The sequence below is a fragment of the Arsenicicoccus sp. oral taxon 190 genome, from assembly GCF_001189535.1.
GTDB lineage: Bacteria > Actinomycetota > Actinomycetes > Actinomycetales > Dermatophilaceae > Arsenicicoccus.
This window is the reverse complement of the sequence record NZ_CP012070.1, coordinates 1,753,565-1,769,469: the sequence shown is the minus strand read 5'-3', so window position 1 is coordinate 1,769,469 and position 15,905 is coordinate 1,753,565. Positions and strand designations below refer to the sequence as shown.

15 protein-coding genes are annotated in these 15,905 nt (G+C 69.8%); 4 read left to right on the top strand and 11 right to left on the bottom strand.

All coding sequences use genetic code 11. The features are described 5' to 3' along the window. The first annotated feature begins 62 nt into the window (after positions 1-62). Positions 63-476, top strand: coding sequence for a hypothetical protein (locus tag ADJ73_RS08375; RefSeq protein WP_050347902.1), 414 nt, complete (start codon positions 63-65; stop codon positions 474-476). On the opposite strand, the gene ADJ73_RS16945 is transcribed toward ADJ73_RS08375, so the two are convergent. Further along, positions 473-628, bottom strand: a complete 156-nt coding sequence (locus ADJ73_RS16945) for a hypothetical protein (RefSeq protein ID WP_156188173.1) — start codon at positions 626-628, stop codon at positions 473-475. The two genes, ADJ73_RS08375 and ADJ73_RS16945, sit on opposite strands and share 4 nt — an antisense overlap. 195 nt (positions 629-823) lie before the next feature. Between ADJ73_RS16945 and ADJ73_RS08370 the strand changes: the two genes are divergently transcribed. Then, complete coding sequence (locus ADJ73_RS08370; protein WP_082176843.1) at positions 824-1,804, top strand: NAD-dependent epimerase/dehydratase family protein; 981 nt, start codon at positions 824-826, stop codon at positions 1,802-1,804. On the opposite strand, the gene ADJ73_RS08365 is transcribed toward ADJ73_RS08370, so the two are convergent. After that, positions 1,786-3,033, bottom strand: a complete 1,248-nt coding sequence (locus ADJ73_RS08365) for an IS256 family transposase (RefSeq protein WP_050346957.1) — start codon at positions 3,031-3,033, stop codon at positions 1,786-1,788. The two genes, ADJ73_RS08370 and ADJ73_RS08365, sit on opposite strands and share 19 nt — an antisense overlap. A 355-nt stretch (positions 3,034-3,388) precedes the next feature. Then, complete coding sequence (locus ADJ73_RS08360) at positions 3,389-4,636, bottom strand: IS256 family transposase (RefSeq protein ID WP_050346957.1); 1,248 nt, start codon at positions 4,634-4,636, stop codon at positions 3,389-3,391. A gap of 55 nt (positions 4,637-4,691) precedes the next feature. Between ADJ73_RS08360 and ADJ73_RS16605 the strand changes: the two genes are divergently transcribed. Both ADJ73_RS16605 and ADJ73_RS08350 read left to right on the top strand, forming a co-directional pair. Beyond that, positions 4,692-5,879 carry an EcsC family protein gene (locus tag ADJ73_RS16605; RefSeq protein ID WP_253272518.1) on the top strand — a complete coding sequence of 396 codons (1,188 nt, stop codon included), beginning with the start codon at positions 4,692-4,694 and terminating at the stop codon, positions 5,877-5,879. Beyond that, on the top strand, positions 5,866-6,585 hold the full coding sequence (locus ADJ73_RS08350) for a DUF6308 family protein (protein ID WP_050347901.1): 720 nt from the start codon (positions 5,866-5,868) through the stop codon (positions 6,583-6,585). Before ADJ73_RS16605 ends, ADJ73_RS08350 begins: the two co-directional genes overlap by 14 nt. Here the strand turns inward: ADJ73_RS08350 and alr are convergent. From alr to ord, 8 genes are read right to left on the bottom strand one after another with little or no spacing between them, the layout of a single operon-like run. Then, a complete protein-coding gene (gene alr, locus ADJ73_RS08345; RefSeq protein WP_050347900.1) occupies positions 6,570-7,709 on the bottom strand; it encodes an alanine racemase in 1,140 nt (379 codons plus the stop codon). The two genes, ADJ73_RS08350 and alr, sit on opposite strands and share 16 nt — an antisense overlap. Positions 7,710-7,716: 7 nt before the next feature. Next, positions 7,717-8,838 carry an alanine racemase gene (locus ADJ73_RS08340; protein ID WP_050347899.1) on the bottom strand — a complete coding sequence of 374 codons (1,122 nt, stop codon included), beginning with the start codon at positions 8,836-8,838 and terminating at the stop codon, positions 7,717-7,719. Beyond that, complete coding sequence (locus ADJ73_RS08335) at positions 8,835-10,253, bottom strand: glutamate mutase L (RefSeq protein ID WP_082176842.1); 1,419 nt, start codon at positions 10,251-10,253, stop codon at positions 8,835-8,837. The genes ADJ73_RS08340 and ADJ73_RS08335 overlap by 4 nt, the downstream gene beginning before the upstream one ends. Next, the gene (gene oraE, locus ADJ73_RS08330; RefSeq protein ID WP_050347898.1) at positions 10,253-12,481 is read right to left on the bottom strand and encodes a D-ornithine 4,5-aminomutase subunit OraE; all 2,229 of its coding nucleotides are present in this window, start codon (positions 12,479-12,481) and stop codon (positions 10,253-10,255) included. The genes ADJ73_RS08335 and oraE overlap by 1 nt, the downstream gene beginning before the upstream one ends. A 1-nt stretch (position 12,482) precedes the next feature. Continuing rightward, the gene (gene oraS, locus ADJ73_RS08325) at positions 12,483-12,875 is read right to left on the bottom strand and encodes a D-ornithine 4,5-aminomutase subunit OraS (RefSeq protein WP_050347897.1); all 393 of its coding nucleotides are present in this window, start codon (positions 12,873-12,875) and stop codon (positions 12,483-12,485) included. A gap of 1 nt (position 12,876) precedes the next feature. Continuing rightward, complete coding sequence (gene ortB / locus ADJ73_RS08320; RefSeq protein ID WP_216593687.1) at positions 12,877-14,301, bottom strand: 2-amino-4-oxopentanoate thiolase subunit OrtB; 1,425 nt, start codon at positions 14,299-14,301, stop codon at positions 12,877-12,879. Next, positions 14,298-14,588, bottom strand: coding sequence for a 2-amino-4-oxopentanoate thiolase subunit OrtA (gene ortA, locus ADJ73_RS08315; RefSeq protein ID WP_050347896.1), 291 nt, complete (start codon positions 14,586-14,588; stop codon positions 14,298-14,300). Before ortA ends, ortB begins: the two co-directional genes overlap by 4 nt. A gap of 28 nt (positions 14,589-14,616) precedes the next feature. Then, positions 14,617-15,654 carry a 2,4-diaminopentanoate dehydrogenase gene (ord, locus tag ADJ73_RS08310; protein WP_050347895.1) on the bottom strand — a complete coding sequence of 346 codons (1,038 nt, stop codon included), beginning with the start codon at positions 15,652-15,654 and terminating at the stop codon, positions 14,617-14,619. Between the last annotated feature and the right edge of the window lie 251 nt (positions 15,655-15,905).

The following is a 15,905-nucleotide window of genomic DNA, read 5'->3' as shown; positions in this document are numbered from 1 at the left end:
CCACCGCCGCAGCCCCGCCTGCCGCCGGGATGGGATGCCGCCGCCCCGGGTAGTCGGCATACATGACCGAGCAGCAGCAGACCGCGCGACGGCTGATGGAGCGGCACGGCAGGACGTTCGCCGCCGACGCGGGGATCGCGTTGCACGACAAGCCATCTCCGCTGTGGCAGCTGCTGGTGCTGAGCCTGCTGCTGTCGACGCGGATCCGTTCGGAGATCGCGGTGGCGACGGCCCGCGAGCTGTGGGAGGCCGGCTGGCGGACCCCCGAGCAGCTGCGGGGCAGCACCTGGCAGCCTCAGGTCCGTCCGGTCCTCGACGACCTCACCCTGCGGGGCGCGCAGCAGGCCGGGCTGCCCAGCGACCCGGCCGCTCTGGCGGGGCTGGTCGACCGCGACGACCTGGCGTCTCTGGCCGCGGCCCTGGTGCGGGTCGCGCGCGACCCGCACCTGCTCGAGGAGCCGGCAGGCGGGAGCTAGGCGGGCTGGTCGCCCGAGCCCCCGGCACGGTCGGGGTGGGGGACGTTGTCCTCGTCCACGTAGGCCTCGTGCTCGCCGCCCTCCTGGGGCCGCGCACCCTCGTTGTCCCCGTCCTCGGGGATCTCGAACACCGCATCGGTGGGCACGCTCATGACCAGTCCTTTCGCCGGCGGGATCGCAGGCCCCCAGTCTGCTCCGCGGGAGGCTCCGGCAGGGCCTTGCACCGGACATCCTCGGTCGATCGGCCACCTCCCCCGCACCCTCGCGGGGAATCCCCCTGGTCGGGGCCTCGTTCGCACGAGCGACATCCGCTCCTTCTCGCCCGCACCTCACCCTGGGGGATCCTCATGCAGACCGTCCTCGGCGCGAACGGCCAGATCGCCGTCGAGCTGACCCGCGAGCTCCACCGCAGCCACACGCACGACATACGGCTCGTGAGTCGGCGACCGCAGCAGGTGCACGACACCGACGAGCTGGTGGCCGCGGACCTGACGGACGCCGAGGCCACGTCGCGCGCGGTCGCGGGCAGCGAGATCGCCTACCTGACGGTGGGGCTGCCGCTGGACTCCCAGCTGTGGGAGGAGCAGTTCCCGACGATGATGCGCAACGTCATCGACGCGTGCCTCGAGCACGACACCAGGCTCGTCTACTTCGACAACACCTACATGTATCCGGGCAGCACGGCTCCGCAGACCGAGTCGACCCCGTTCGCGCCGGGCGGCCGCAAGGGTCGGGTGCGCGCCGAGATGACGTCGATGCTGCTGCGGGAGATGGACGCGGGCCGGATCGAGGCCGTCATCGGCCGCGCGCCGGAGTTCTACGGACCGGGGAAGACCACCAGCTACACCAACACGCTGGTGCTCGACCGGATCAAGACGGGCAAGCGACCGCTCGTGCCGGTCGACGCGGACGCGGTGCGCTCGTTGATCTGGACCCCCGACGCCAGTCGAGCGCTGGCGCTGATCGGCAACACCCCCGACGCCTACGGCCGGACCTGGCACCTGCCCGCCGACCCGGACCGCCTGACCTACCGGCAGCTGATCGCGGTCGCGTCGGAGGTGACCGGCCGACCCATCCCGTTCACGGTGCTGCCGGTCGCGGCGTTCCGGCTCGGGAGCTTCGTCTCGAAGCCGCTCCGCGAGATGAGCGAACTGCTGCCTCGCTACCGGGGGGACAACGTCTTCGACTCCTCGGCGTTCGCGCAGCGCTTCCCCGACTTCGCCGTCACGACGTATGCCGACGGCATCGCCCAGGTGGTCAAGTCCGCTGGGGTGGTGTATGAGGTTGATCCCTCGGTTGGGCGTGTCGGTCAGGCCGTGAGGGCCTGAAGTTCGAGGTCGGTGCTCACCTCCTCGGCGTGCTGGGTGTCGACGGCTTGGGCGCGGGCGAGGACGTCGAGTCCGAGGTAGCGGCGGCCTTCGGCCCACTCGTCGTGTTGCTCGGCCAGGACGGCGCCGACGAGCCGGATGATGGATGCGCGGTCGGGGAAGATCCCGACCACGTCGGTGCGTCGGCGGATCTCGCGGTTGAGCCGTTCGTTGGGGTTGTTCGACCAGATCTGACGCCAGACCTCCTTTGGGAACGGCGTGAACGCGAGGATGTCGGCACGAGCGTCCTGGAGATGTTCGGCGACGGCGGGAAGCTTCTCGGCCAGGGCGTCGACGACACGGTCGAACTGGGCGTGGACGGCGTCGGTGTCGGGCTGGTCGTAGATCGAGTGCAGCAACGCCTTGACCCATGGCCAGGACGACTTTGGGGTCGCGGACATCAGGTTCGCTGCGTAGTGGGTGCGGCAGCGCTGCCAGGCAGCGCCCGGGATGGTCGCGGCGATCGCGTTCACGAGCCCGGCGTGCGCGTCGGACGTGACGAGCTTGACGCCGGCCAGGCCGCGGGCTGTGAGGTCGCGGAAGAACGCGAGCCAGCCGGCGCCGTCCTCGCTGGTGGTGACCTGCACGCCGAGGATCTCGCGGTGCCCATCAGCGTTCACGCCGGTGGCTACCAGCACGTGCACCGGCACCACCCGCCCACCTTCGCGGACCTTGAGCACGAGCGCGTCGGCGGCGACGAAGGTGAACGGCCCGGCCTCTTCGAGCCGACGGGTGCGGAACTGCTCGACCTGCTCGTCGAGCTCCTTGGCCATCACCGAGACCTGGGACTTCGACAACCCGGTGATGCCGAGGGTCGCCACCAGCTTGTCCATCCGCCGGGTCGAGACCCCGAGCAGGTAGCAGGTCGCCACCACACTGGTCAGTGCTCGTTCGGCACGCTTCCTGCGTTCGAGCAGCCACTCCGGATACAGGCTTCCCTGGCGGAGCTTGGGCACTGCGACGTCGAGAGTCCCGACCCGGGTGTCGAGGTCGCGGTGGCGGTAGCCGTTGCGGGAGTTGACCCGCTCCGGGCTCCGCTCGTTGTAGCCGGCGCCGCACACCGCGTCGGCCTGGGCGGAGAGCAGTGCGTTGACGAACGTGGTGAGCAGCTCCCGCATCAGATCAGGGCTCGCCTGGGACAGCTGCTCGTCGAGGAAGCGGGCAGGGTCGATACTGGGTACAGCGGTCATCGTTGTGGTTCCTTCTTCGAGTCGGTTTTCGCAGATCACTCGAAGGATCCACCCGGTGGCCGCGCCTACGTTGGAGGCACGCGCTCACTCAGGTCCGTCGTACACCACTCTGCTGGACTTCACTGCCCAGGTCCTGACCGAGGACCGCTAGGACCACTCCCCTCGGGGCTAGGTGAGCACCTCAACTGTCGCTCGTTGGGCCGACCGGGCGGCGTTCGCACGCCCTACGGGCGGGCGATAGGGCTGTTGGCTACGTTCCGTGCATGGGGAAACCATCGGAGTACGAGCTGAATGCGTGGCGGGTCAAGTCCGCTGGGGTGGTGTATGAGGTTGATCCCTCGGTTGGGCGTGTCGGTCAGGCCGTGAGGGCCTGAAGTTCGAGGTCGGTGCTCACCTCCTCGGCGTGCTGGGTGTCGACGGCTTGGGCGCGGGCGAGGACGTCGAGTCCGAGGTAGCGGCGGCCTTCGGCCCACTCGTCGTGTTGCTCGGCCAGGACGGCGCCGACGAGCCGGATGATGGATGCGCGGTCGGGGAAGATCCCGACCACGTCGGTGCGTCGGCGGATCTCGCGGTTGAGCCGTTCGTTGGGGTTGTTCGACCAGATCTGACGCCAGACCTCCTTTGGGAACGGCGTGAACGCGAGGATGTCGGCACGAGCGTCCTGGAGATGTTCGGCGACGGCGGGAAGCTTCTCGGCCAGGGCGTCGACGACACGGTCGAACTGGGCGTGGACGGCGTCGGTGTCGGGCTGGTCGTAGATCGAGTGCAGCAACGCCTTGACCCATGGCCAGGACGACTTTGGGGTCGCGGACATCAGGTTCGCTGCGTAGTGGGTGCGGCAGCGCTGCCAGGCAGCGCCCGGGATGGTCGCGGCGATCGCGTTCACGAGCCCGGCGTGCGCGTCGGACGTGACGAGCTTGACGCCGGCCAGGCCGCGGGCTGTGAGGTCGCGGAAGAACGCGAGCCAGCCGGCGCCGTCCTCGCTGGTGGTGACCTGCACGCCGAGGATCTCGCGGTGCCCATCAGCGTTCACGCCGGTGGCTACCAGCACGTGCACCGGCACCACCCGCCCACCTTCGCGGACCTTGAGCACGAGCGCGTCGGCGGCGACGAAGGTGAACGGCCCGGCCTCTTCGAGCCGACGGGTGCGGAACTGCTCGACCTGCTCGTCGAGCTCCTTGGCCATCACCGAGACCTGGGACTTCGACAACCCGGTGATGCCGAGGGTCGCCACCAGCTTGTCCATCCGCCGGGTCGAGACCCCGAGCAGGTAGCAGGTCGCCACCACACTGGTCAGTGCTCGTTCGGCACGCTTCCTGCGTTCGAGCAGCCACTCCGGATACAGGCTTCCCTGGCGGAGCTTGGGCACTGCGACGTCGAGAGTCCCGACCCGGGTGTCGAGGTCGCGGTGGCGGTAGCCGTTGCGGGAGTTGACCCGCTCCGGGCTCCGCTCGTTGTAGCCGGCGCCGCACACCGCGTCGGCCTGGGCGGAGAGCAGTGCGTTGACGAACGTGGTGAGCAGCTCCCGCATCAGATCAGGGCTCGCCTGGGACAGCTGCTCGTCGAGGAAGCGGGCAGGGTCGATACTGGGTACAGCGGTCATCGTTGTGGTTCCTTCTTCGAGTCGGTTTTCGCAGATCACTCGAAGGATCCACCCGGTGGCCGCGCCTACGTTGGAGGCACGCGCTCACTCAGGTCCGTCGTACACCACTCTGCTGGACTTCACTGCGTGGCGTGAAGTTCAGCAGTTCCAGGGTCGGATGCTGTCGAGCGGTGTGGCCCAACTCAATCAAACTGCAGGAAAGGCAGCCTCCAAGGTAGGCGACCTGGCAGCCAGTCTCGGGGACTTCGCGCAAGCACATGCCGAAGCAAGGCCCGCCGCGAAGGCCGTTGTGAGCCGTGCGCGAGCGGTGTCTTCGCAAGGAGCAAGGATTGCCAACAAGGCCGCCAAGCGTGCAGCAGAGATGAGCCCCGACTGGACGGCCAAGGCCGTCTCGTCCATGGGCAGCAGCCTTGCCCGCGCGTCTCGCGTCGGCCTCTCCCCGAATAGCGTGGTGAAGAAGCACCAGAAGGCAGGGCACGACGTCAGGGACCTCGCCGACGTCCGCCGCCTCGACCTCCAGGCGGTGGATGACCTCCGGGGGCGGAGCACGGGGTGGTCCTACCCGTTGGCTGCCGCCATCTCAGGTGCAGTGGCCGCGATGGCAATAACCGGCGGGCAGCTCGTGGTCGTGGTCGGGGCAGGAGCGACGGCCGCACCGGGGGGTGCAGCCGTAGCAGGCGCATTCGTTGCGGACGCTGCCGCGGTCCTCGCCCTGTCCTCCAGGGCCGTGGGGCAGGTCGCACTGGGCTACGGCTACGACCCGGAGGCGCCAGCGGAAAAGCTGTTCATCATGTCCGTGGTGAACGCAGGCACAGCTGCTTCGAGCGGCGCGAAATCAGCCGCGCTCCAGGATGTCTCGCGGCTCACCCAAGCCCTCGTACGCAAGAAGAGCTGGGATGAGCTGAACAAGTCCGTGCTCGCCAGGATCACCAAAAGGTTCGCGACGTCGTTCAACGTCCGATGGACCCAGCAGAGCCTGGGCAAGGTTGTGCCCGCGGCGGGTATCGCCGTGGCCGGGGCGCTCAACTGGGCGACGCTCGAATCAATCGTGGACACAGCGGACTTCGTCTACCGGCGTCGCTTCCTGCTCGAGAAGTACCCAAATCTGGGTCCGGTGGATGACCGCGAAGCATTCACCGTCTTGGACGCAGAGCCCGTCGCTGATGAGGAGATCAGCATCGTTGACGACCTGGCGGTCGAGGGCGTTCTGCTGCATGAGGAGGCGCGTCATGGGCTCGTCTGATGGCCCGGTCTGGGTCGTCGACGAATCTCTCTGTTCCACGGCCATCGATCGTGCCAGGCATGCGGTCAGCGCTCCTGATGCGGTTGACAACCTCGTGCTCTACTACGACCGCGAGGGTGGCTACGCCGGTTCGACCTTTTCTGACCTCGCGCCGAACGATCCCCTGTCGATCGGAGCGGCTGACCTGCTCGCGGTGACGACGCTCTCGGTCAGGGTGCCGCCTGCAGCGATTCGCGGCTTTCTCGATGACGACAATGCACACCGGGCCTCGGAGCTCCTCGCGGCGCTCCCGACCTCTGCAAGGTTGGAGAACGAAGGGTCGTCCGAGCTCGCCGACCAGATGGCTGAGTTCCACAACTTTGCCAAGCGGACCCTCGGCAGCAACCCGTGGGTGACTGCATCGAAGTTGTGCGCCCGCAAGCGCCCGCACCTGTTCCCCGTTCGCGACCGTGAGGTTCTGGCGTTCCTCGGTCTCACCCCTGGCTACGCAACCAACTGGCCCGCCTTCGCCGCGATCATGCGTGACAACTTGGTGCGCGACCAGCTCGACCGCGTCGTCCGCGAGGCGACCAGTCGAGGGGCACACCTAGGCGATGGCACGCCAGCACTGCGGCGCCTCGATGTCGTGCTCTGGATGGCCGCCACCCGAGGACTTGCAGTCCCCCGTGCCGGCACCGGGAGCGCCGCCCCTCAGCCGTCGCGGTAGGTCCGCCCCACGCGCTTCGCGATGTCGCACGTCACCTCATAGGTGATCGTGCCCAGCAGCTCCGCCATCTCGTCGGTCGTGATCTCGGCGCCCCCGGACGAGCCGAGCAGCACCACCTCGTCGCCCACCGCCGCAGGACACGGTGACGACGCCAGCCCGAGGTCGATCATCGACTGGTCCATGCACACCCGCCCCGCCAGCGGATACGACACCCCGCCGATCAGCACCCGCCCGCGGTTCGACAGCAGCCGGCTGTAGCCGTCGGCGTAACCCACGGGCATCGTCCCGATCCACCGGTCCTCCTCCGCCGACCAGGTCCGGCCGTAGCCCACGGTCTCCCCCGCCGGCACGCGCTTGACGAAGCTGACCCGCGACACCCACCGCACCGCCTGCGTCAACGGGATCGTCCGCGGCGTCGACGCGTCGGGGTAGTAGCCGTAGACCATGATCCCCGGCCGCACCATCGTCAGCCAGGAGGACGAGTGCCCCAGCACGCCACCGGAGTTCGCAGCGTGCACGAAGGGCAGCGAGCGCCCGATCCCCGCCTCGACCTCTGCCACCACCGCGCCGAACCGCGCGATCTGCGCCTCCGTCCACTCGTCCTGCGACGCCGTGTCGGAGACCGGCATGTGCGTGAAGATCCCCTCCAGCGACACCCCCGGCAGTGACTCGATGTGGCGGGCGAGCTCGGCGGCCTCCGAGACGGCGACGCCGATCCGCGCCATACCGGTGTCGACCTTGAGATGCACCCGGGCGGGCCGACCGACCACGTCCGCGGCCACCTGCAGGTCGTCGGCGCACGCGCGGGACGGGCACGCCGTGACCACGTCCGCCGCGATCGCAGCCTCCATCTCGGCCCCCGCGAAGCAGTGCGACAGCTTCAGGATCTCCAGCGAGACCCCGGCGGCCCGCAGCTCGAGCGCCTCCGGCACCGTCGCCACCCCCAGCCAGTCCGCAACCCCGGCTGCCTCGATCATCCGCGAGACCGCCACGGCGCCATGGCCGTACGCGTCCGCCTTGACCGCCACGAGCACGGCCCGGTCCGGCCCCACCGCCTCCCGCACGCCCTCGATGTTGCGCCGGATGGCGCCCAGATCGACCTCGGCTCGCGTGGCGTACAGCATGGTTCCGTTATCCCACAGCCCACCGCGCCGGACCAGACGGGGGTCCCGCCACCACGACCTTCTCGACATACGGCGAGGTCGACAGGGCCAGCAGCGCTGCGTAGTCGGGGTAGAAGGCCATCTCGTCCCCCACCCGCAGCGACTCGACGCCCGCCATGTCCTCGACGTCCAGGATCAGGTGATCGCTGCTCGCCCCGAGGATCGAGATGTTGGGGTCCAGCGGGTCCAGGCCGTCGACGATCACGTCCTGCCGCCCCACGTTGAAGATGGCGCGCAGCCGGGTCCCGCGGTCCTCGAAGGCCGGCTCCTCGCCGAACGCGTTCTGCCCGCGCTTGCCGATCGGCACCGACGGCTTGCGCTCCAGCTCGACCACCTCGACGACCAGCTGCACCGTGTCCTGCCGGGTCCCCGGCCACGGCGAACGGTCGAAGACGTTGCGCCCCAGGATGATCGACTCCCCCATCCGGAAGTTGTTGATCTCCGGCGGCATGTGCCCCGACGCCAGGAACGGCAGCGAGGCGCTGTTGCCGCCGGACAGCATCGGCAGCTCCAGCCCGGTCGCGGCCCGGCACGCGTCGCGCACCTCGACGAGCAGCCGCATGTTCTCCTCGCTCGGCACCACCCCGCCGAAGCACGCCAGGTTGCACCCCAGCCCGACGACCTCGATCCCCCGCAGCTGCGCCGCGCCGAAGGCCACCTCCACCGCGCGGTCCGGCCACACGCCCTCACGCAGGTCGCCCACGTCGACCATCAGGATCACCTGGTGCCGCTTGCCGGCGGCGATCGCCGCGTCGGACAGCACCTCCATCGTGATCAGCGACGAGTTGAGCGAGATGTCGGCATACTCCACGACCTCCGCCGCCCGCGACCGCTCCGAGATCCGCAGCAGCATCAGCGGCAGCTCGATCCCGCGCTCCCGGGTCTGGCGCAGGTTGTCGATGCGGGAGTCCGCGATGAGGTCGACGCCGCCCGCGACCAGCGCGTCCACGACGGCAGGGTGAGCGCACGTGACCTTGGCGACGCCGGCGACGGTCGCGCCGTGCTGGTGCCCCAGCTCGACCACCGACAGCGCGTTGTAGGTGATGCGCTCCGGGTAGATCTCCAGCCGCGGCGTTGCTGCCCCGCTCATCCCGTGCCCGCCTCTCCCTGCTGGTCACCGTGCGAGTCCGACTGCGCCGTATGGCGATCCGCCGCCGCCATCGCGTCCGGATCCACCTGCCCCACCCACGCCCGGAAGGTCGCCCGCACCTCGTCCGGCCGCTCGGTCGCGATCGTCCCGAGCGCCGAGAAGAGGTAGTCGCGGTCGACGAGGATCCGCGCCGACGGCTCCGGCAGCAGGTGCGTCCCCACCCCCGTGCACACGGCCCGCAACGCCTCGGCGGAGCCCTCGATCCGGGTCAGCGCCCCGCCGGTCGCGACGACCCACCGCACGGCGCTGAGGTCCTTGCCGCGCACGACCTGCTTCTTGCCCGTCGGGGTGTAGAGGTCCGTGAGGGTCCCCGCGTGGCGGCGCACCCCCACCTCGACGGCCCGGGCGCACAGCCACCGGGTCAGCTCGCGACCCCGCTCGTCGGCGGGCATCGCCTCGAGGTCGTCGAGGCGGGCGGCCCACGTGTCGTCGCCATACGCCTCGACCACGTTGCGGGCGTTGACGTAGACGCCGAGGTCCCCCTCGACGGTCCGCTTGGCCCGCGGCTCGGGGTCGATGACCTTGACGGCGTACTCCAGCGACCCCTCGGTGACCGAGTGCACGTCGGTCGTCGCGCCACCGACGTCCACCACGACCACGTCGCCCAGCTCCTCGGCGAAGAGCTCGGCGCCCCACAGCACGGCGCCCGGCGTCGGCAGGATCCCGTGGTCGGTCAGCTCGGCGAACCGCGCCATCCCCGGCGCGCGGGTGATGTGGCGGTTGAAGACCTCGTGGATGAGCACCCGCAGCGGCTCGACGTCGAGCACGTCCACGTCGGGGAAGACGTTGTCCGCCAGCAGCAGCTCGACGCCGTGCTCCTCGAACGCCCGCGTCACCGCCCGCCGCGCCGCGACGTTGCCGGCGTAGATCACCGGGACGCCGAGCTCGGCCGCCACCGGGGCCAGGGCGCGGGCGTTGCCGACGACGACCTGCTTCTCGCCGTGGTCGACGCCCCCGGCCAGCAGGACGATGTTGGGCGCGAGCTCCCGCACCTCGTCGACGTCGTCCTCGTCCAGCGGCCCGGCGGTGACGAGCGTGACGATGGCGCCCGCGCCGAGGGAGGCCTCCCGGGCGGCGCGGGCGGTCATCGAGACGGTGAGGCCGTGCACCGTCATACGCAACCCGCCTGCGGCAGAAGAGCTCACGTAGGTCGCGGACCCGGCCACCGACCCACCCAGGTCAGCCTCGAGCGCTGCGACCGCGGCGTCGACGCCGATGCCGACGTCCCCGTCGGCCACCGACGTCGGGGCGAATCCCTGTGCCACGTGCGCCAACCGCCCGTCCACCCGGCGAAAAGCGTTGGCCTTGGTGATCGTGCTGCCCACCTCGAGGGTGAGGATGTCGACGGCAGGCATCAGACCTGGCCGCGCGCCCGCAGCGTCTTGACCATGGCGTTGACGACGTGGATGCCCTTGGTGCCGCGCCCGAAGGTCGCGTCGAGCCCGGTCTCGGCGGCCATCTCGCGGTTGACCTGCGTCCCGCCGGCGATCAGCACCACGCGGTCCCGGATCCCCTTCTCCCGGCACAGCTCCTCGAGCTTGCGCATCATCGTCCGGTGCACGTCGTTGTGACTGATGATCGTGCTGATGAGTATGGCGTGCGCCCCCGTCTCGATGGCCGCGTCGACGATCTTGCCGAGCGGCACCGACGTGCCGAGGTAGTCGTACTTCACGCCGTACTTCTCGATGCCGCCGTGCTTGATGTCGAGGATCTCGCGCAGGCCCACGCTATGCTCGTCCTCGCCGACGGTGCCGGCAACGACCCGCAGCCCGACCGCGCCGACGGCCTCGCGCAGCTCCTCCTCGGGGAGCATGACCTCCTTCTCGGGGATCTTCAGCGTGGACCGGTCGATGGCGAAGGCCACCTTGCCCTTGACCTCGACGAAGGTGCCCTCCGAGGGGTGCATCGGCTGCAGGTTGACCACCTCGGGGTCCTGCAGCCCCATCTGCTTGGCCATCTCGACGGCATACACGTCGGCGATGTCCTCGGCCTCGGGCACGAAGAGCTGGATCAGCACCGTCCCGTCGCCCGCCCACTCAGCCTCCGGCTTGATCATCCCGCCGGTGCGGTAGGGCTTGGTCGCCTCCAGCCGAGCGTCGGCGGAGTCCTCCGGGTCGAGCTCGTCGATGTAGACGATCTTGTCGGGGTCGGACAGGGTGTCGCCGCCGATCGCGTCCTCGGGACGCTCGACCCGGCGCCCGACGAGCTCGTGCACGAAGTCCGGGATGTGGTTGTCGCCGAAGTGGCAGGACACCGGAGCGAAGTAGTCCTCGTCGCGCTCCACGATGGACCCGGCGCCCACGCCGCCCTGGCCGTCGCGGGCGATGCCGTCGCCGTTGCGCTCGGGGTACTTCGCCGAGTCGACGAAGAAGCCCTTCTCCACCGCCGCGAAGTAGCCGCCCTGCTCGATGGCCTCCTCCAGGAAGGCCACCGACCGCACCTTGAGGTCGCGCACCATCTCCCCGAGCGGGCCGTCGTGCTTGAGGCCGAGCAGCTCGTTGATCCCGTCCAGCCCGCTCCAGGTCTGCTTGACGGTCTGCAGGCCGCGCACGTTGTTGTAGTGCCAGGGCACGTTGCGGCCCTCGTCGGGCGTGATCGTCGACTGGATGTCGGCGCGCGTCAGCATCGAGATGAGGGTGTCGATGGTGTGCGTGCGCACGGCCTCCTCGATGTCCGCCTCGATGTAGCGGGTGTTCTGCTGGGCCCGCATCTTGAAGTCGGAGAAGAAGTCTCGCAGCGCGACGGCGTAGGGCAGGTCGTACCAGAGCTTGGGGGCGGGCGAGCTGTTGGGCGGCACGGTCGACAGCCCGATCAGCTCGGTGGGCATGCCGACCATCACCGAGAAGGCGCTGTTGATGCCGTGCTGCACCATCAGCTCGGGCATGACCAGCCACCCGGCCTTGGCGGTCGCGTTGGCGTTGTGCGCGCCGTCGATCTGGAAGATCCCGGCCCCGCTCATGACCTTCTTGGCCTCCGCCGCGTCGACGAAGGAGCGGTACATGTTGACGTTGCGGTAGAGCACGTTGTACTGCGGGTCCTGGTGGGCGCCGTTGATGCCCTCCTCGGCGAAGAGGACAGCCACCTCGGGCCCGGCCACGCCGGACACGTAGGAGTGGAAGTTGATCGGGCGCCCGACCTCGTCCTCGATCAGGTCGCAGGCCTTGCGGGACGCGCGGATCTGCTTGCGGGTGATGGGGACTCCACCGATGCCCTCCGGCGTGCCCTCGAGCAGCCCGTCGATGTGCGACTGCCCCGTCGTGCGGATCACCATGAGGTGGTCGGCCCCGTGCCACGCGGCCATCCGCATGCGGCGGATGTCGTCCTCGAAGCGGCCGCTCGCGATCTCGGTCGTCACGACGCACTTGGGCTGCGGGTCGATGCCCCCGAAGTACTTGCTCGCCGGCAGGCCCAGGCTCTTGGCCAGCGGGGTCGCCATGTCGCGGTAGTGGAACGGCCCCAGGTCGACGCCCTCGGCCGGCACCTCGCGCCACACCCAGCCCTTGCGGCGCGGGCGGTAGGACTCCAGGTCGGACAGGATGTCCTCGATGTCGAGCTTGACGTTCTCGTCGAGCTGGTCGGTCATGTCAGGCTCCCTTGCCGGTCGCGGTGGCGGGGGTCGACGCGAACAGGCCGTCCAGGACGGTGTCGTCGGCGGCGATGGCGGCGGCCGCGGCACGCACGTCGACCCCGAGCTGGTGCGCGACCTTGAGGACGACATGGCCGGCACCCTTGCCGAGGAGGCCCTTGTCGTGGATCCGGTCGACCACGCCGTGGCTGCTCACCGAGTCGATCCCCATGCGCAGCAGGATGCTCCGCTCGATGGACGGGCTCGTGTGGGTGCGGGCGAGCTCGACGACGGGCTTCATCATCTCGTGGCTCAGCTCCCAGAACCGGTCCTTGAGCTGGGCGTCGCTCATCGCGTCCAGCTGCGTCCGGCGCTGCTCGAAGCGCGCCAGGCGTGCATCCTGATCGGTCATGTCAGCTGCCTTCCGTGGTGGGGAGATTCGCGCGGACCCACTCGCGCGCGGTGTTGGTCTCGGCCGCGACGTAGTCGACGTCCGTGTCGGTCCACGCCGCGGGGTCCAGGACCTTGGCGGCGTTCCTGAGATAGGAGCGGCGCAGCCGGTCCAGGTCCTGCGGACGGCCCTGCACCTGAGCGAGCCTGTCCGGTATGACGATCCGCTGCCCCGGTCGGTCACCGGCCGGGTCCCCCACCACCACCTCGATGCCCCGCTCCCGGGCGAAGGACAGCTGCCGGTTGTGGTGCTTGCCGGCGCCGGTGTACTCCGTCTCCTGCACCACCACCGTCTCGTCCTCCCCCAGCTGGGCGGCGAGCGCGACGGCGGCGGTCAGGCTGGTGTTGCCCGCCGGTCCCCGCTCGAGGCCCTCCAGCTTGGTGAGCAGCTCGGTCACGTAGAAGACCTCGCCCTGCGTCACCAGCTGGTAGTCGTCCATGTAGCGCAGGCTGCGAGCAGCGTTGCGCGGCACGTCGGTCCGGTCCGGCCAGGTCGCGAAGGGCACCCCGAAGCCGGTGTGGCCCGTCGTGAACGACTTGCGGTTGAAGTCGACGTCCGAGGCCATGTGCAGACCACCGAGATCTACCGAGCACGCGACGACCGTGCTTGCGGCACACCCGACCTCGCGCAGCCCCCGGGCGGTGCCGGTCAGGTTGCCCCCACCGGCCTGGGTGACCACGACGGCGGCGGGAGGGGCGCCATACGTCTCGGTGACCTGGCGACCGATCTCGGCACCCAGGGTCTCGACCCCGCGGATCCCGAAGGGCGTGTAGAGCGAGGCGTTGAAGAAGCCGGTCGTCTCCAGCGTCACGAGCATCTGGTAGAAGAGCTCCGGGCCGACCGAGAGTCGTTGCACCTCAGCGCCGTACGCCTCGCAGGCACGGGACTTCTCGACGATCTCGGGCTGCCCGACCCCGTGGGAGTCGAAGACCTCCTGCAGCACGATGCAGCGGAGCCGCCGCATCGCCGCCTGCGAGGCGACCCCCGCGCCGTAGTTGCCGGAGGTCGCGGTGGCCACGCCCTGGTAGCCGCGAGCCTTGGCCTCGTAGCAGGAGATCGACGCCCGCCGCGCCTTGAAGGAGCCGGACGCGTTGGCGGCCTCGTCCTTGAGCAGGATGCGAGCGCCCTTGCCCGGCTCGGAGATTCGCCGCACGGCGTCCGTGAGGTTGCGCAGCTCGTGCAGCGGCGTGCCGCCCACCTTGGTCTCGGCCTGGATCTCGGCGATCCGCTCGAGGGTGTATCCGGTGTCGGCCATCATCCGGTCGTAGTCGAAGGCCAGCGGCGTGAGCTCGTAGGTGTCGTAGTCGATCCCGAGCGCGCCGCGCATGATCTCGACCTTGCGGCCCATCACGGCGGCGTAGGACATGTCCCGGCCGGTGCCCGTCATCGCCACTCCTCACCGAGGCCGATGTGGAGCAGCTCGGGTACCGTCGCCCCGAAGCTGTGCTCGTAGGAAGGGTTGACCAGCCGCAGCGTCCCCGGGTGCTGGTGCCCGATCAGGCTCGTGATCGTGACCTCGTCGCCCACCCGCGCCTCGGCGTCGAGGAAGCCGGACATGCGCAGCACGTAGGGCGTCGTGCGGGTCTCCTCGGGCAGCTGCGGCGAGCGCTGCTCCGGCTGCAGCAGCACCCGCTCGATCTCCACCCAGGCGCCGGCCGGGACGAGCTCACTCATGACGTCGCTCCTTGTCGCCCAGGCGATCTCAGACGCGCCGGCGATAGGCGGACTCGCCCATCAGCGCCGCCGGGACGGGGATGTCGAGCATGTTCTTGAGCCCCGGGGTGGCCTCGACGATGCGCGGGACGCAGTTGACGGCGATGCCCTTGGTGGCCGTGCCACCGGCATACTCCGGGGTGATCTGCATCTGGATGCGCGGGGTGCCCTCGATGGTGATGTAGTCCCCGGTCCCCTGGCCCTCGAGCTCCGGCAGCACCTGCTGCGGGTGGATCAGGGTCAGCACGACCTCGTCGCCGCGGTAGCCGACCAGCGTCTGCTTGCAGCCGGCCACCATGCCCGGCTCGACGACCACGTGCGGCGTCTCGCGGCGCACCGTGGAGATGATCGGCTCGCGGCGCTGCTCGATGCGGTCCACGCCGAGCCCGAGCGCGTCGGAGATCATCCGCGCCGACTCCGGGAACCCGATGTGCCCGTCCACGCTGCCGTCCTCGACACCCTTGAGGAACTCCTCCTCGGACAGGCCCACACCCTGGGTGCGCATCACGGTCGGGCCGTATGGCGACAGGTCGTTGACGCGGGACGCCTCGATGCTCGTGACCTCGTGGCACCCGGCCGTGAGCGCGACGACCAGCATGTCCATCGACAGACCCGGGTTGACGCCGGTGCCGATGATCGAGACGCCGTTGTCCCTGGCCAGCTCGTCCAGCTCACGCGCGAGCTCGGGGCTCTGCGCCTCGGGCGAGGCCATCTCCTCGGCGATGGACACGCAGTTGATGCCGGCGCGCAGGATGGTGCGCAGGTCGTCCATCTGCTCCTTGACCCACGAGGTCGTCGCGATGACGACGCAGTCGACCTGGTCCTTGACGAGCACGCTGCTGGGGTCGTCGGTCACCGTCACGCCGAGCGGGTCGATGCCGAGGACCTCGCCGAGGTCCTTGCCGACGTAGTCAGGGCGGCTGTCGATGCCGCCGACGAGCTGCAGGCCGCTCTTGGCGGCCATGAGCCGGGCCATGCCGCTGCCCATGGCTCCCAGCCCCCACTGGACGACCCTGATCTGCCCCATCGCTCGCTCCTCGCGGTCGCGCGCCGGCGGCCGGGCCAGATGGCGTGGCCCACGTCACCGCTGACGTCTCGATCGCGAGGATACACACGCGGGAGAGCGGCTCCGAGCACGGGCCCGGAGGCACGTTTTGGCTGGTCGAGAGGTTATGCAGGGGCCCGGCGGGAGGCGCTGGTGGGGCGCTGGCGGCATACGGCTCACCCATTGTTTATGCCCCACCTCAGCCCCACCTCCCGGCCACTTTCCCCCTCCCT

What these genes read in the sequence shown, in the direction of transcription:
- ADJ73_RS08375 (WP_050347902.1), top strand. Translation starts at nt 63, where the DNA reads ATGACCGAGCAGCAGCAGACCGCGCGACGGCTGATGGAGCGGCACGGC.
- ADJ73_RS16945 (WP_156188173.1), bottom strand. Translation starts at nt 628, where the DNA reads ATGAGCGTGCCCACCGATGCGGTGTTCGAGATCCCCGAGGACGGGGAC.
- ADJ73_RS08370 (WP_082176843.1), top strand. Translation starts at nt 824, where the DNA reads ATGCAGACCGTCCTCGGCGCGAACGGCCAGATCGCCGTCGAGCTGACC.
- ADJ73_RS08365 (WP_050346957.1), bottom strand. Translation starts at nt 3,033, where the DNA reads ATGACCGCTGTACCCAGTATCGACCCTGCCCGCTTCCTCGACGAGCAG.
- ADJ73_RS08360 (WP_050346957.1), bottom strand. Translation starts at nt 4,636, where the DNA reads ATGACCGCTGTACCCAGTATCGACCCTGCCCGCTTCCTCGACGAGCAG.
- ADJ73_RS08350 (WP_050347901.1), top strand. Translation starts at nt 5,866, where the DNA reads ATGGGCTCGTCTGATGGCCCGGTCTGGGTCGTCGACGAATCTCTCTGT.
- alr (WP_050347900.1), bottom strand. Translation starts at nt 7,709, where the DNA reads ATGCTGTACGCCACGCGAGCCGAGGTCGATCTGGGCGCCATCCGGCGC.
- ADJ73_RS08340 (WP_050347899.1), bottom strand. Translation starts at nt 8,838, where the DNA reads ATGAGCGGGGCAGCAACGCCGCGGCTGGAGATCTACCCGGAGCGCATC.
- ADJ73_RS08335 (WP_082176842.1), bottom strand. Translation starts at nt 10,253, where the DNA reads ATGCCTGCCGTCGACATCCTCACCCTCGAGGTGGGCAGCACGATCACC.
- oraE (WP_050347898.1), bottom strand. Translation starts at nt 12,481, where the DNA reads ATGACCGACCAGCTCGACGAGAACGTCAAGCTCGACATCGAGGACATC.
- oraS (WP_050347897.1), bottom strand. Translation starts at nt 12,875, where the DNA reads ATGACCGATCAGGATGCACGCCTGGCGCGCTTCGAGCAGCGCCGGACG.
- ortB (WP_216593687.1), bottom strand. Translation starts at nt 14,301, where the DNA reads ATGACGGGCACCGGCCGGGACATGTCCTACGCCGCCGTGATGGGCCGC.
- ortA (WP_050347896.1), bottom strand. Translation starts at nt 14,588, where the DNA reads ATGAGTGAGCTCGTCCCGGCCGGCGCCTGGGTGGAGATCGAGCGGGTG.
- ord (WP_050347895.1), bottom strand. Translation starts at nt 15,654, where the DNA reads ATGGGGCAGATCAGGGTCGTCCAGTGGGGGCTGGGAGCCATGGGCAGC.